Consider the following 14,058-nt stretch of genomic DNA (forward strand, 5'->3'; position numbering starts at 1 on the left):
CACGTCAGACCAGCCAGTGCGCCTGGTAGTCGGGCTCGGTGAGCGCGGGCCGGTCCAGCCCGAACGCCGACACGTCGGAGCGGGTCTCGCCGGTGGTGACGAGGTCCGCGAGCACCCGGCCGAAGGTCGGCACGAACTTGAAGGCGTGCGCGGCGCCCAGGCCGACCACGACGCGTTCGTGCCCCGGCACGGGTGCGAGCACGAAGTCGCGGTCGGGCGTCCGCGTGTACTGGCAGCGCAGCCGCCGCACGGCGGGCCCGACGCCGGGCAGCATCCGGCGCAGGTGCTCGGCGAGCAGGGCCTCCATCTCCGGGTCCGGGTCGTCGGTGCGGTCGTCGGGTGACACGGCCGGACCGCCGCAGTCCTGCGCGGCCTTGACCGTGGGTTCGCCGTAGGGCGGGAAGCCGTAGAACGACGGGTCGTCCATCCAGATCCACAGCGGCAGGTCCGAGAAGTCCTGCGGCCGGTCGAGCGAGAAGTAGGTGACCTGCTCGAGCGTGACCTCCAGCGGCACGGTCAGCCCCAGGCTGCCGACCACGTCGTTGACCCAGGCGTCGGCGGCCACGACCACACCGCCGCAGTCGACGTCGCCGAAGGGCGTGGTCACGCGCACGCGGTCACCGAGGTCCTCCAGCCCCAGGACCGGCGTGCGCTCACGCAGCTCGGCCCCGTGCCGGCGCGCGGCCTCGTGGAGCACCGCGGTCGTCCGGCCGGCCGGCACGATCGCGGCGTCCTCCTGGTGGAGCGCCAGCGTCCCCGCCGGCAGCCGCAGCTGCGGCCACCGGGACATCGCCTCGTGGGCGTCGAGGGCGTCGTAGGCGACGCCCACCTCGTCCATGGCGGCCGTGTAGTCGATCGATGGGATCGCCGGGTCGGGCGGGAAGAGGTCGAGGCCGCCGGTCCGGGTCACCAGCGCCTGGCCGGTCTCGCGCTCGAGCACCGCCCAGTCGGCGTACGCCTCCTGGGTGAGCCTGACGTAGGCCGCCGTGTGGTAGCTGTGCCGCAGGATCCGGCTGGTGTCGTGGCTGGCGCCGCGGCTGTGGCCGAGCCGGAACCGCTCCAGCCCGAGCACGGTCCGCCCCCGGCGGGCCAGCTCCCACGCCGCGGCGCTGCCGAGCCCGCCCAGCCCGACCACGACGACGTCGTAGCGGTCAGCCACGGCCGACCTCCAGCCGCGGCAGCAGCCACCGCCGGATGTCGAGGCTGTCGTCCTCCATCGGTGCGAACCAGCCGTGCGTGTAGGCCCGCGACGACATGCCGCGCTGCACCGACTCGCAGATCGCCCAGTCCTGCTTGTTGACCAGGTCCCACAGCTCGGTGGCGTCGCCGGGGTCGAAGGCGGGGTCCGCCACCTCGTCGCGGGCGAACAGCAGCGAGCACACGACCTCGGTCCGGTCCACCGCGCGGGGGTGCAGGACGAACGCCGCCACGTGGTCGGCCGAGGCCGAGAGCATCAGGTTGGGGTAGGCCAGGTCGCCCTTGTGCCGGGTCCGTTCGTGCTCGTCGAGCCCGGGCAGCGGGGCCCGGGTCGTGGTGCCGGACATCGTGAAGGTCCACGCGCCCTCGCGGTGCGCGATCCCGTGGTCCCAGTCGAGGTCGGAGCCGCCACCGGCGAACGACGGCACCAGCCGCGACAGCTCGGGGTGCACCGGTCCGCAGTGGTAGCACTCGTTGTAGTTCTCGAGGAGCACCTTGTAGTTGGCCGCCACGTCGTAGCGCAGCACCCGCCCGGTGACCAGGTCGCCGATGCCGTAGTTGCGCAGCGCCGCGTCCGGGTGCGCTACCTGCCCGGCCAGCGGCTCGGCCCCACCCGGCGTGAGGTGGACGAAGACGAACCCCTGCCAGGTCTCCACCCCGACCGGGTGCAGCGCGAACGATCCGGGGTCGTCGACGCTCGCGTGCGGCGAGCGGAGCAGCGACCCGTCCAGCCCGTAGGTCCAGGAGTGGTAGGGGCACCGCAGCGAGCCCGCGTCCTGGGCGGGCTGCCCCGGTGGGCAGAGCTGGGAGCCGCGGTGACGGCAGACGTTGTACGCCGCGTGGAGGACGCCGTCCGCGTCGCTGGTCACCAGCACCGACTCGCCGGCCACGCCCACGGGGACCACGCGCTTGGGAGCGGCGAGCCCGAGGTCGTCGAGGCGGCCGGCGCAGTACCACTCGCCGTACAGCACGGCGTCGCGCTCGGCCTCCCAGTGACCGGTGTCGACGTACATCTCACGGGGGAGCGCAGCCTGCAGCCCGTCGGTCAAAGCGCCTCCCTTACTGATCCGCGAGTCAGTAAGGCCAAGCGTGTCACCTTGGGGCTCGCCGTGTCGAGCCGCGGGATAGTCCGTGACGAAGTGGTTGTGGAGAACGGTGTTCGTGCCACCGTTTCGTCACGGACTATCGCGGCGTGGAGGACATGACACGGTCGAGGTGGCACGCGGTCCGGTGCTCGCCGGTCCCGGGCAGCACCTCGAGCGGTTCGGTCCGGCAGGCCCCGGCGACGTCGGCACGTTCTGCCGTGCCGTCGGCCAGGGCGGGACAGCGGGGGTGGAACCGGCAGCCGGCGGGGATCCGAGTCGGGTCGGGGATCTCGCCGGTGAGGACGACCGGCTCGAGGCCCTCGATCTCGGGTACGACGGAGAGCAGTGCCTTCGTATAGGGGTGCCGCGGCGCGATCAGCACCTCCTCGGTGGTGCCGCACTCGACCACCCGGCCGAGGTACATCACCGCGATCCGGTCGGCGATGTTCCAGGCCAGCCCCAGGTCGTGGGTGACGACGACCACGCCCATGCCGAGCTCCTGGCGGAGCTTGAGGAGGAGGGCGAGGATCTCGCCGCGGATCGAGGCGTCGAGGGAGGAGACCGGCTCGTCGGCGAGCAACAGCTCGGGTCGCAGCGCGAGGGCGCCCGCGATCAGGACGCGCTGCTTCTGGCCCCCGGAGAGCTCGTGCGGGAAGCGCAGGAACAGCTTCTCGGGCGGTCTCAGGCCGGCATCCGACATGGCCGCGGCGACCAGCTCGGCCTCGGAGCGGCCCTGGTCGTCGGACTTCGCGCGACCGTGCAGTCGGATGCCCTCGGCAACCGACTCGTAGACGTTCTGCCGCGGGTTGAGCGCGCCGGCGGCATCCTGGAGCACCATCTGAACGCGCCTGCGGTAGGAACGCAGCCCCCGTGCGGAGTAGTCGAGGGGACGACCCTCCAAGAGCACCTGACCGCGGGTCGGCCGCTGGAGCCCCATCAGCGTGCGGGCCAGCGTGGTCTTGCCCGAACCGGACTCGCCGACCAGCGCCAGCACCTCGCCCGGCTGGACCGAGAGGTCGACGCCGTCGAGCGCCCGGGCGGCATGCCCGGCGCGGGTCAGGAACTCGACCGTCACCCCGCGCGCCTCGAGCAGGGGTGCGGCGCCGGCGTCGGTGGGGCCGGCGGTCACGGCTCGCCCGCCCGGATGCAGGCCACCGGCCGGCCGCCCACGTCGGCCAGCGGCGGCTCGGCAGACGTGCAGCGCTCCACCACCCGGGGGCACCGCGGCGCGAACGAGCAGCCGTCCGGCAGCGATCGGGGGTCGGGCGGGTCGCCGGCCAGGCCTCCCGGCGAGTACCGCGCGGCTTGGTCGCCGATCCGCGGGAAGGCGCCGGAAAGCGCGGCCGTGTAGGGGTGCTTGGGGTCGGCGAACACCTCAGCTGCGGTCCCGGACTCGACGACGCGGCCGGCGTACATGACCAGCACCCGGTCGCAGATATCGGCCAGCACGGACAGGTCGTGGCTGATGATCATCAACCCCACGTCGAGGTCGCGCACCAGGGCACGCAGCAGGTCGAGGATCTGTGCCTGCACCATCACATCCAGCGCCGTGGTCGGCTCGTCGGCCACGATCAGCTGCGGTCGGCAGGCCAGTGCCATCGCGATCATCACCCGCTGCTTCTGGCCACCCGACAGCTGGTGCGGGTAGGACCGCGCCCGCGACGCACTCAGCCCGACCTGCTCCAGGAGTTCGCTCACCCGGCGGTCCACCGCGTCCGTCGAGAGTCCGGGTTCGTGCACGCCGATCGGCTCGGCGATCTGCCGGCCCACCCGCTGCACCGGGTTGAGGGAGTGCAGCGCGCCCTGGAACACGATTGATGCTCCGGCCCAGCGCAGGGCCCGCAGGTCGCCCCACTTCATCGTCTGCACGTCGTCACCGAGCACCTCGACGGCGCCCTCGACCTCGGCGTCCTTGGGCTGGAGCCGCAGCACGGTGCTGACAAGGGTGGACTTTCCGCACCCGGATTCCCCGGCCACGCCCACCACCTCTCCCCTCCGCACGACCAGGTCGACACCGCGTACGGCGGGCAGCGGTCCCTCGGACGTCTGGTAGGTGACTCGCACGTCACGCATCGCGAGCAGCTCGGTGGCTGCGCCGGTCTCGGTCACGCGCGCTCCCGGAGGCGTGGGTTGAAGACTTCCTCCAGAGCCTGCCCGACCAGGGTGAACGCGAGAACCACGAGGACCACGCAGACCCCGGGCGGCACGATGTACCACCAGGCTCCGGTCGTCATCGCCCCGACCGTGAACGCGTCATCGAGCATCGAGCCCCACGAGACCCGGGTGGGATCGCCGAGGCCGAGGAAGCTGAGCGTGGTCTCGGCCAGGATCGCCAGCGCGACCGTCAGCGTGGTGTTGGCGAAGACCATCGGCATCACGTTCGGCAGCACGTGGCGCGACATCTGGTGCCACCGGCCGGCGCCGAGGACCTGGGCGCGCTCGACGTAGGGCCGCTCCTTGATCGAGAGGGTCTGGCTGCGGATCAGTAGGGCGGTGCTGGCCCAGCTGGTGACGCCGATGACGATCACGATGTTGATCAGGGACCGGCCGAGGATCGAGGCGAGCACGATCGCCAGGGGCACGAACGGGATGACCAGGAACCACTCAGTCACCCGGTAGAGCAGCCGAGCAGGCCAGCCCTCGAAGAAGCCCGACGAGAGGCCGATGAACGTCCCGATGACCATCGAGATGAGCGTGGCGAGCAACCCCACGAACAACGAGATGCGTGCGCCCCAGATCAGCAGGGTCAGGATGGAGCGGCCGTTCTCGTCGGTCCCGAGCCAGTACTCGCGTGAGGGTGGCTCCAGCACGCCGCCGGTCGCCTTGGTGACCTCGAGTCCCTGGGCATCGGCCAGGACGGGCGCCAGCAGGGCGACCGCGACGAAGAACGTCAGCAGCGCGAGGCCGAAGAGCCCCGACCGGTGCCGGCGGAAGCTGGTCCAGGTACGCCGGAGGGCGGCTGCTCGGCGCTGCCTCGCGACCTGAGCGGGGGTGAGGCGGACGGTCTCGGATGCGCTGGTCACGACGTCTCAGCCTCGATCCACCGATTCCCGCCTGCTGCGCGCCACCATTCGGGCGCGTTGGCGGAGTTGGCGTCGCTCGATGGGCGGCCAAGCACGTCGTCGCTCCGTCGCCTTGCCATCGCACCCGACTGGTGAGGCTCGCGACGCCGCGAATCGGTGGATCCAGGCTGTGACGCGGTCATGTGCGCACCCGCGGGTCGAGCAGGCCGTAGACCAGGTTGGCAAACAGGTTGGCGGCGATCACGGCGGCCGAGGTCACCAGGAAGGTTCCCTGCAGGACCGGGTAGTCGGGGATGCTCAACGCCTCTGTGGCCAACAGCCCCAGCCCCGGGATGGAGAAGACCGTCTCGACCGTGATGGCTCCGGAGACCACGAAGCCGATCGAGAGCGCGATGAGGGTCGTGGTGGGCAGCAGCGCGTTCCGCACGGCGTGCCGTCGGCGTACGACGACGTCACGGAGCCCCTTGGCACGGGCGGTCGTGAGGTAGTCCTCACCGAGCTCGTCGAGCAGCGAGGACCGCATTATCAGCGAGTAGTCGGCGAGATAGGCCAACGTGAGGGTCAGCACCGGCAGCGCGAGGTGCTTGGCCGTGTCGGCGACGTAACCGACCGTCCCCGGTTCGGCGTCGACCGAGTGCAGCCCGCCGGTGGGGAAGACGCCGGTGACCGGGCCCAGGCCGACCGCGAAGACCGCGATGAGCAGCAGTCCCAACCACCACTCCGGCATGGAGTAGAGAGTGAGGGTCACGCCGGTGGTCGCCCGGTCCACGGCTCGGCCGCGGTTCCAGGCGCTGACCACGCCCAGGTAGACGCCGATGACGGTCGCCAGGATCGTGGCGGTGCCGACGAGGAGCACCGTGGGCCACAGGCGGTCCACGATCAGCTCCGAGACGGGCACCCGGTAGCGCAGGGAGTCGCCGAGATCGCCGCTGAACGTGGTCTTCAGGTAGGTCAGGAACTGCAGTGGCAGCGGCTTGTCGAGGCCGTACTCCGCGCGGAAGGCGTCCAGCTGCGCCTCGGTCTTGAAGCGGCCGCGCCCCAGGGTGCGGGCCGGGTCTCCGGGCAGCACCCGGAAGAGGAAGAAGGACACCACCGTGACGAAGAACAGGCTCCCGACCGCGCCCCCGACCTTCCCGAGCACGTAGCGGCCGTAGCTGCGGCGGCGGGTCGTCTGGGTGGCTGCCGCGATCTCCGCTACCGCCGGTCCCGGTGGGACTGGCTCGGTCATCGCAGGCTCACTCGCGCTCCGCGGCCGTGGACCGGCGGCGCACCGCCCACACGACGCCGCCCGCGGCCAGTGCGGCGAGCAGCACACCGCCGACGACCAGCATCGGCGTGCTGTTGCCCTCGTCGTCGTTCCCGCCACCGGGCCCGCTTCCGGAGCTGACCGGGGTCCCGTCCTCGGTCTGCGCCCCCAACGCGGTGGCGATGCCGTCGCAGTCGCCCGCCTGGTCGGCCGGTCGGATGTTGAGGTAGTTGTGCACGCCGTACTGGAACAGCAGGATGCCGCCGGGGTCGGGCTGTGGTTCGAAGCACGCGAACCGATCGCTGCGGAACGCCTCGCCGTAGGTGTTGTACTCGGTGATCAGGTATGGCGAGTCCGCGAAGAGGATCTGCTGCATCCGGGTGACGTCGTCCTGCCGCTGGGCGACGTCGGTCGCGCTGTTCTGCTGCTCGTAGAGGTCGTCGTACTCCGGGTTGCAGTACCACGAGTCCGACCAGCCACCGCGCTGGTCGCAGGTCATGTAGCTGAGCATCGAGTCGGGATCGGGCTCGACGTACCAGCCCCATTGGAAGGCGTCGAAGTCACCGTCGAGGATCACGTTGGTGAGCTTGTTGCTCTCCATGTTGGTGACCTCCGCGTCGATCCCCAGGTCGGCGAGCCACTCCTTGAAGTAGGTCATCGTGCCCATGGAGGTCTTGCTCTCGCTCCGGGCGAAGAGACGCAGGGTTCCGAGCGGCGAGCCGTCCGGCATGGTCCGCTTGCCGTCCGCACCCTGGGTGTAGCCCGCCTCGTCGAGGAGCTGACCGGCCTTGTCGAGGTCGAAGGTGAACGCCTCGTCCGCGGGCGGGGTCCACCTCCAGTTGCTGTACGCCGGCGGGATCAGCGTGTCTCCGGGGAGCCCCGCGCCCTGGTAGACCTTGTCCACGATCTGGTTCAGGTCCAGCGCGTAGCCGAGGGCGTGGCGGAACTTCGGGTCCTGCAGTGCCGGGTTGCCGTCCCCGATCGGCTTGCCGGTCTCGGTGTCCACGGCCCCCGTGTTGAACGCGATCTCGTCGAAGCCGGGCGACTGCCCGTTGACGGCGGTGACGCCGTCCTGACTCTGCAACGCCTTGACCTGGAGCGGCGTGACGTCCTCCGCGAAGTCGATCTCACCCTTGATCAGCGCCTGCACCATGGGGTCGTCGCTCTTGAACACCCGGAAGACGACCTCGTCGATGTGCGGTGCGCCACCCCAGTAGTCCGGGTTCTTCTCGAAGCGGTACGTGGAGCCGCCGGCGGTGCCTTCGACCAGCCGGAACGGCCCGGAGCCGACCACCGGCTGGCCGTTCTCAGGCTCCGCCGCGTAGGACTTCACGTCCTTCTCGCTGACGTCCTTCCAGATGTGCTCGGGAACGATGGGGATCGGGAGCAGGGGAAGGACGGCGTTCGGCTTCTTCAAGGTCAGCACCACGGTGGTGGGGTCGGGCGCCTCGACCTTCGTGACCGACGTCAGGTAGGAGCTCCAGCTGGCCGCCTCGGGGCCACCGTCGAGGATCCGGTTGTAGGTGTAGGCGATGTCGGCTGCGGTCAGCGGGACCCCGTCCGAGAACATGACGCCCGAGCGGATGTGGAAGGTCCAGGTGAGCCCGTCGTCGGAGGTCTCCCACGACGTGGCGAGCCCCGGTTGGGGCGACATGTCCTTCATCGAGTAGCTGATCATGTAGTCGTAGGTCAGCGCCCACATCTCGTAGGACTCCGCCTCGATCCCCAGGAACGGGTTGAACGAGTCGACCTCGTTGGTGATACCCACCGTGAAGGTGACCTTGTCGGCCGCCCTCGCCGGTCCCGGCGTGCCGAGCATCGCGCCGCTGACCGCCGCCGAGACGAGGAGCGCCGCGGCGGCCACCACCCGGGTACGGTGCCGCCTGTGCCCGGACCTCCTGTGCCACCGCGTGAGCCGTTCGAGCACGTGGCGCACGGGCTCCGACGCCCGGACCCCTACCACTGGATGCGCAGGCTCGACGTCGGCACTCTGGCCCACCTCGCCGCCGAACGGGACTGGTACGACGCTTCCACCGGCCATTTGAGCCCCTTCGTCCGGAAGCTGCGGGCCGAGATGACCGGCAGGGTTCCGGCTACTGACTCGTCGATCAGTTGGCCACAGCACGGGTATTCGTACTACACGGTCCTCCCGGAGGGAAGGGAGTACGTGCAGTTGTTACGTCGTCGTCATGCCGCGGAGGACGACACCGGTCCCGAGCTGTTGCTCGATGTCAACGAGCTGGCGAGCGGCGGCGACTACGTCGAGCTCGGCCAGTGGAAGGTCAGCCCTGACGCGGCGGTGCTGGCCTACTCGGTGGACCTCAGCGGCGACGAGGTCTACGAGCTGCGCTTCCGCGACCTCGCGTCCGGTCGGGAGCTGACAGACGTCGTGCCGCGCTCGGCGTACGGCGGCGCGTGGTCGGCGGACTCGGCGTACTTCTTCTACACCGTGCACGACGAGCTCTGGCGGCAGCACCAGGTCTGGCGGCACCGGCTGGGCAGCCCGGTCGCTTCCGACGAGCTGGTCATGGAGGAGCCGGACGAGAAGTTCGAGCTGATGGTCCGCACCACCCGGAGCGGCGAGCAGGTGGTGATCTGGTCGGAGTGCCGCGACACCAGCGAGGTGTGGGTGGTGCCGGCGGCCGCGCCTACCGCTCCGGCCCGCTCGGTGGGCGGCCGGCGCCGGGGCGTGGAGTACCACGCGGAGCACTGCGTGCTCCCCGACGGCTCGTCGAGGCTGCTGGTCGTCACCAACGACGGCGAGCCCGAGTTCCGGCTGATGGCCGCGCCGGTCCCGGTGGACGCCGACCAGGACCACACCGCCTGGACGCCAGTGCGCGACCCGGTGCCCGGCGAGCGGCTGGAGTCGGTGGAGGCCTTCGCCTCGCACGTCGTCCTGGTCTCGAGGGCCGAGGGGCACTCGCGGCTGCGGATCGTGCCGGTCTCCGCGCCCACGTCGGAAGGGCTCGTGGTCGACCCGGCGTTCGACTGCGGCTCGGTCTCGGTCTCCCGTAACGAGGAGTTCTCCGCCGACCACGTCGTGGTGGCGGACGAGTCCTACCTGCACCCGCCGGTCTGGTCGGCGGTCTCGTTCGGCTCCGGCGCGCGCACCGAGCTGCTGCGCAAGGAGGCGCCCGGGTTCGACCCGGCGGCGTACGTCGCCGAGCAGCGGACCTTCCCCTCGGTCGACGGAACGCCGGTCCCGGCGACGATCCTGCGGCACGTCGAGACCGCGCTGGACGGGACCGCGCCGTGCGTCATGTACGCCTACGGCGCCTACGAGGCGGTCTACCCCGACCAGGAGTGGGACCCCGCGATCCCGTCCCTGCTCGACCGCGGGGTCGTCTACGTGCACGCGCACGTCCGCGGCGGCGGCGAGGGCGGCCGGCGGTGGTGGCTGGACGGGCGGCTGGAGCACAAGCAGCACACCTTCGACGACCACGTCGCGGTTGCCGACGGCCTCGCCGCGGCCGGCCTGGTCGACGGCACGCGGATCGCCACCCGCGGCCTCTCGGCCGGCGGGCTGCTGCAGGGCGCGGTCTTCTCCCAGCGGCCGGACCGCTGGCGCGCGGTGGTGGCCGAGGTCCCGTTCGTCGACGTGGTCACGACGATGCTCGACCCGTCGATCCCGCTGACGGTCAACGAGTGGGACGAGTGGGGCGACCCGTCGAGGCCGGAGGACTACGCGTGGATGCTCCGCTACTCGCCGTACGACAACCTGCCCGCGCCTGGCGGCCGCCCGGCCCTGCTGGTCACCGGTGCGGTCCACGACGCCCGGGTCATGGTCTGGGAACCGGCCAAGTGGGTCGCCGCGCTGCGCGAGTCCGACCGCGACTGGGGCCCGGGCTGCCTGTTCCGAGTCGAGCTGGGCGCCGGCGCACACGTCGGTCCGTCCGGGCGGTTCGCGCACCTGGCCTACGAGGCCGAGGTCTACGCCTGGCTGCTCGACAAGCTGGACGCAATCCCTCGCTGATCGAGCCTGTCGAGATCCCCGCAGGGTCGGCTCCCGGCGCTCGCTGCGGAGGTCTCGACAAGCTCGATCAGCGGTGGGTCGAGTCCGGCGACTACTGACTCACCGATCAGTAACGGGTAGCGTGCACGGGTGCGCACGACTCCGTTCCACCCGCGGCTGAGCGAGCTCAACGACCAGGGGCTCTACACGCACTGGCAGGGGACCCTGTCGCCGTTGCGCTACAGCCACGCGCCCAAGCACGAGTACTTCGCGGTGCGGAACTCGGTCGGCGTCTTCGACACCAGCCCGCTCTACAAGTACGTCGTGACGGGGCCGGACGCGGAGCGGCTGCTGGCTCGGGCGCTCACCCGCGACGTGACGACCTGCCGGCCCGGGCAGGCGCACTACACGTGCTGGTGCGACGGCGACGGCTACGTCATGCACGACGGCGTCGTCTTCCGGCATTCGGCCAACGAGTTCCTCCTGACCGCGGCGCGGCCGGCGCTCAGCTGGTTCGAGGAGCTGGGTAGCGGGATGCGTGTCGAGCTCGAGGACGTCACCGAGGGCTACGGGATGCTCGCCGTCCAGGGCCCGCGCTCGCGCGAGGTGCTGAGCTCGCTGATGCCGGAGGCCGAGACGCTGGGCTACTTCGACCACGTGCCGGTCAAGGTGGCCGACACCGCGATCACTCTCAGCCGCACCGGCTACACCGGCGACCTCGGCTTCGAGCTCACCGTCCCCGAGGACAGCGCGGTCGACGTGCTGGACGCCGTCCTCGAGGCCGGGCGCGGCCACGGCATCCGCCCCTTCGGCGAGGAGGCGCTGATGACGCTGCGCATCGAGGCCGGGCTGCCGCTGATCGACGTCGAGTGGCACGACGCGCGGTTGGCGCTCAGCGACGCCGACAAGGTCACGCCCAAGGAGCTCGGTTTCGGCTGGATGCTGCGCGGCGTACGCGACGGCAGCCGCAGGTTCGTCGGCTCGGAGGCGATCCGCAAGGAGCTGACCGACGGCACCAGCCGCTGGCTGACCACCGGCATCGTCGTCGACTGGGCCGACTGGGACCGCCTCTATCGCGAGGCCGACCTGTTCCCGCCCAAGTCCGAGCACCCGCCGCCGTACGAGTCGATGATCCTGGACGACCACGGCGTCGAGGTCGGCTACTGCACGAGCTTCGTCTACTCACCGGTCCTGCAGCGGCACGTCGGCATCGCGCGCGTCCGCCCGGACCTCGCCGTCGAGGGCACACGGCTGCGGCTCGAGATCGCGATCAACCACCACAACACGACCGTGCGGGTCACCACCACGAAGATGCCGTTCTTCGACCCTGCCCGCAAAAAGGGATGAGTGAAGAAGCCATGACCAACGAGTACGACGCCATCGTCGTCGGTGGCGGCCACAACGGGCTCACCCACGCGGCGTACCTCGCCAAGGCCGGGCTGCGCACCGTGGTGCTGGAGAAGAACCCGGTGGTCGGTGGGGCCGCGATCACAGAGGAGCTCCAGCCGGGCTTCCAGTTCACGACGTTCTCCTACGCGCTGAGCCTGCTGCGCCCCGAGATCATCCATGAGCTGAACCTCGTCGAGCACGGGTTCCTGCCGCTGATGATGCCGTCGTCGTTCCACCCGACAGGGGACGGCGACTACCTGCTCTTCGGCGACGACCACCAGCAGAACGTCCAGGAGGTCCGCCGGCACTCGAAGCGGGACGCGGACGCCTACGAGCGCTACCACCGCGACCTCGACCGCGTCTGCCAGGCGGTGCGTCCGTTGTTCGACAACGCGCCGCCGGACGTGTGGAGCAAGGACCCCGAGGACGCCGTCGACGTGAAGTGGCTCCTCGACCACCTCGGCAGCATCGACCGCAAGACCATGCACGACGTGGTCCGCCTGCTCACCGGCAGCGCCGCCGACTGGCTCGACGACTACTTCGAGTACGAGGCGGTCAAGGGCTACCACGCCTCGTCGTCGATCATCGGCTCCAAGGTGGGCCCGATGTCGCCGGGCTCCGGCCTGGTGCTGCTGTTCCACAAGATGGGCGAGCACGACGGCCACCTCGGCTCCTGGGCCTTCCACAAGGGCGGCAACGGCGGCTTCACCCAGGTACTGGCCCGGGCGGCGCAGGCCTACGGCGCCGAGATCCGGCTCGGTGCGCCGGTGACGCAGCTGATCACGACCGAGGGCCGGGCGGTCGGGGTCGCGCTGGAGGACGGCACCGAGCTCCGGGCGCCGGTCGTGGTCTCGGCGCTCGACCCGCGGCGTACCTTCCTCGAGCTCTGCGACCCCGACGAGCTCCCGCTCGACCTGGTCGACAACGTGCGCCGGATGAGGTTCCGCGGCGTCTCGGCGAAGGTGAACTTCGCCCTCGACGGGCTGCCGACCTTCCCCGCGCTGCCGGACACCGTCGACCACTTCGGCGGCTTCCTCAACATCGGGCCGACCATCGAGTACGTCGAGCGCGCCTTCGACGCGGCGAAGTACGGCTGGTACTCCGAGCAGCCGTTCATCGACGGCGCCCTGCAGTCGGTGGTCGACCCGGACATGGCCCCGCCCGGCAAGCACGTGCTCTCGTGCTTCGTCCAGTATGCGCCGTACGAGCTCAGGGGCAGCGACTGGGAGACCGAGCGCGAGACCTTCGGCGACAAGGCGCAGGCGGTGCTCGAGTCGCACTTCCCGGGCTTCGGCGACCTCGTCCTGCACCGCGAGGTGGTCACGCCGGTGGACATCGAGACCCGCACAGGCCTCACCGAGGGCAACATCTTCGCGGGGGAGTTCCTGGCCCCGCAGATGTACTTCTTCCGCCCGGCGCCGGGCTGGAGCCGGTACGCCACCCCGCTGGCCGGCTACTACCAGTGCGGCTCGGGCACCCACCCCGGTGGCTGCGTCATCGGCTCACCCGCCCGCCTGGCCAGCCAGCGGGTCCTGCGCGACCTGGGCAGGTAGCCCGGACGGTGGCTGAGGCGCGAGGCCGTTCACGGCCGAGCCTCGAAGCCTCCGCAGGGTAGGTCCCAGCCCCGGCTCGCCCGGCTTCGAGGCTCGTCGCTGGCGCTCCTCGCACCTCAGCCACCGTGGTGGCCTCCGCTGGTCGAGCCTGTCGAGACCTCCGCAAGGAAGGCATTCGCTGGCCTGCCGCTGGTCGAGCCTGTCGAGACCTCCGCAAGGAAGGCACCTGGGTGGGTCCCAGCCCCGGGTCGCCTGGCTTCGAGGCTCGGCGCTGGGGCGCCTCGCACCTCAGCCACCGTGGTGCCCGCCGCTGGTCGAGCCTGTCGAGACCTCCGCAAGGAAGGCATCCGCTGGCCTGCCGCTGGTCGAGCCTGTCGAGACCTCCGCAAGGAAGGCACCCGCTGGCCCGTCGCTGGTCGAGCCTGTCGAGACCTCCGCAAGGAAGGCATCCGCTGGCCCGTCGCTGGTCGAGCCTGTCGAGACCTCCGCAGCGAAGGCACCTGGGTGGGTCCCAGCCCCGGGTCGCCTGGCTTCGAGGCTCGGCGCTGGGGCGCCTCGCACCTCAGCCACCGTGGTGGCCCCGTTGGTCGAGCCTGTCGAGACCTCCGCAAGG

At 70.9% G+C, this 14,058-nt stretch carries 10 protein-coding genes; 3 read left to right on the forward strand and 7 right to left on the reverse strand.

Annotated elements, in window-relative coordinates:
• Positions 1-4: 4 nt before the first annotated feature.
• The 7 genes from solA to VFV89_RS06055 all read right to left on the reverse strand — a co-directional run bounded on the left by solA (position 5) and on the right by VFV89_RS06055 (position 8,418).
• Positions 5-1,159, reverse strand: a complete 1,155-nt coding sequence (gene solA / locus VFV89_RS06025; protein WP_329705008.1) for an N-methyl-L-tryptophan oxidase — start codon at positions 1,157-1,159, stop codon at positions 5-7.
• Positions 1,152-2,246: an aromatic ring-hydroxylating dioxygenase subunit alpha gene (locus tag VFV89_RS06030; protein ID WP_329705009.1), complete on the reverse strand. Its 1,095-nt coding sequence runs from the start codon at positions 2,244-2,246 to the stop codon at positions 1,152-1,154. Before VFV89_RS06030 ends, solA begins: the two co-directional genes overlap by 8 nt.
• A 133-nt stretch (positions 2,247-2,379) precedes the next feature.
• Positions 2,380-3,411 carry an ABC transporter ATP-binding protein gene (locus VFV89_RS06035; RefSeq protein WP_329705010.1) on the reverse strand — a complete coding sequence of 344 codons (1,032 nt, stop codon included), beginning with the start codon at positions 3,409-3,411 and terminating at the stop codon, positions 2,380-2,382.
• Positions 3,408-4,391, reverse strand: coding sequence for an ABC transporter ATP-binding protein (locus VFV89_RS06040; RefSeq protein WP_329705011.1), 984 nt, complete (start codon positions 4,389-4,391; stop codon positions 3,408-3,410). Before VFV89_RS06040 ends, VFV89_RS06035 begins: the two co-directional genes overlap by 4 nt.
• Positions 4,388-5,305: an ABC transporter permease gene (locus tag VFV89_RS06045; RefSeq protein WP_329705012.1), complete on the reverse strand. Its 918-nt coding sequence runs from the start codon at positions 5,303-5,305 to the stop codon at positions 4,388-4,390. The genes VFV89_RS06040 and VFV89_RS06045 overlap by 4 nt, the downstream gene beginning before the upstream one ends.
• Positions 5,306-5,483: 178 nt before the next feature.
• Positions 5,484-6,533 carry an ABC transporter permease gene (locus VFV89_RS06050; RefSeq protein WP_329705013.1) on the reverse strand — a complete coding sequence of 350 codons (1,050 nt, stop codon included), beginning with the start codon at positions 6,531-6,533 and terminating at the stop codon, positions 5,484-5,486.
• A gap of 7 nt (positions 6,534-6,540) precedes the next feature.
• Positions 6,541-8,418, reverse strand: coding sequence for an ABC transporter substrate-binding protein (locus VFV89_RS06055; RefSeq protein ID WP_329705014.1), 1,878 nt, complete (start codon positions 8,416-8,418; stop codon positions 6,541-6,543).
• Between the two features lie 18 nt (positions 8,419-8,436).
• On the opposite strand from VFV89_RS06055, the gene VFV89_RS06060 reads away from it, so the two are divergent.
• The 3 genes from VFV89_RS06060 (at position 8,437) to VFV89_RS06070 (ending at position 13,445) form a co-directional block, all read left to right on the forward strand.
• The gene (locus VFV89_RS06060; protein ID WP_329705015.1) at positions 8,437-10,524 is read left to right on the forward strand and encodes a prolyl oligopeptidase family serine peptidase; all 2,088 of its coding nucleotides are present in this window, start codon (positions 8,437-8,439) and stop codon (positions 10,522-10,524) included.
• 129 nt (positions 10,525-10,653) lie between these two features.
• Positions 10,654-11,850 carry an aminomethyltransferase family protein gene (locus VFV89_RS06065; RefSeq protein WP_329705016.1) on the forward strand — a complete coding sequence of 399 codons (1,197 nt, stop codon included), beginning with the start codon at positions 10,654-10,656 and terminating at the stop codon, positions 11,848-11,850.
• Positions 11,851-11,861: 11 nt separating this feature from the next.
• Positions 11,862-13,445 (forward strand): NAD(P)/FAD-dependent oxidoreductase, encoded by a 1,584-nt coding sequence (locus VFV89_RS06070; protein WP_329705017.1) that lies wholly within the window; start codon positions 11,862-11,864, stop codon positions 13,443-13,445.
• Positions 13,446-14,058 lie beyond the last annotated feature (613 nt).

Origin of the sequence: Nocardioides sp., from assembly GCF_036274455.1 — a bacterium.
GTDB lineage: Bacteria > Actinomycetota > Actinomycetes > Propionibacteriales > Nocardioidaceae > Nocardioides.

Excerpts from the sequence above, each read along its gene's own strand:
- VFV89_RS06050 (WP_329705013.1), bottom strand. The coding sequence starts at position 6,533 with ATGACCGAGCCAGTCCCACCGGGACCGGCGGTAGCGGAGATCGCGGCA.
- VFV89_RS06070 (WP_329705017.1), top strand. The coding sequence starts at position 11,862 with ATGACCAACGAGTACGACGCCATCGTCGTCGGTGGCGGCCACAACGGG.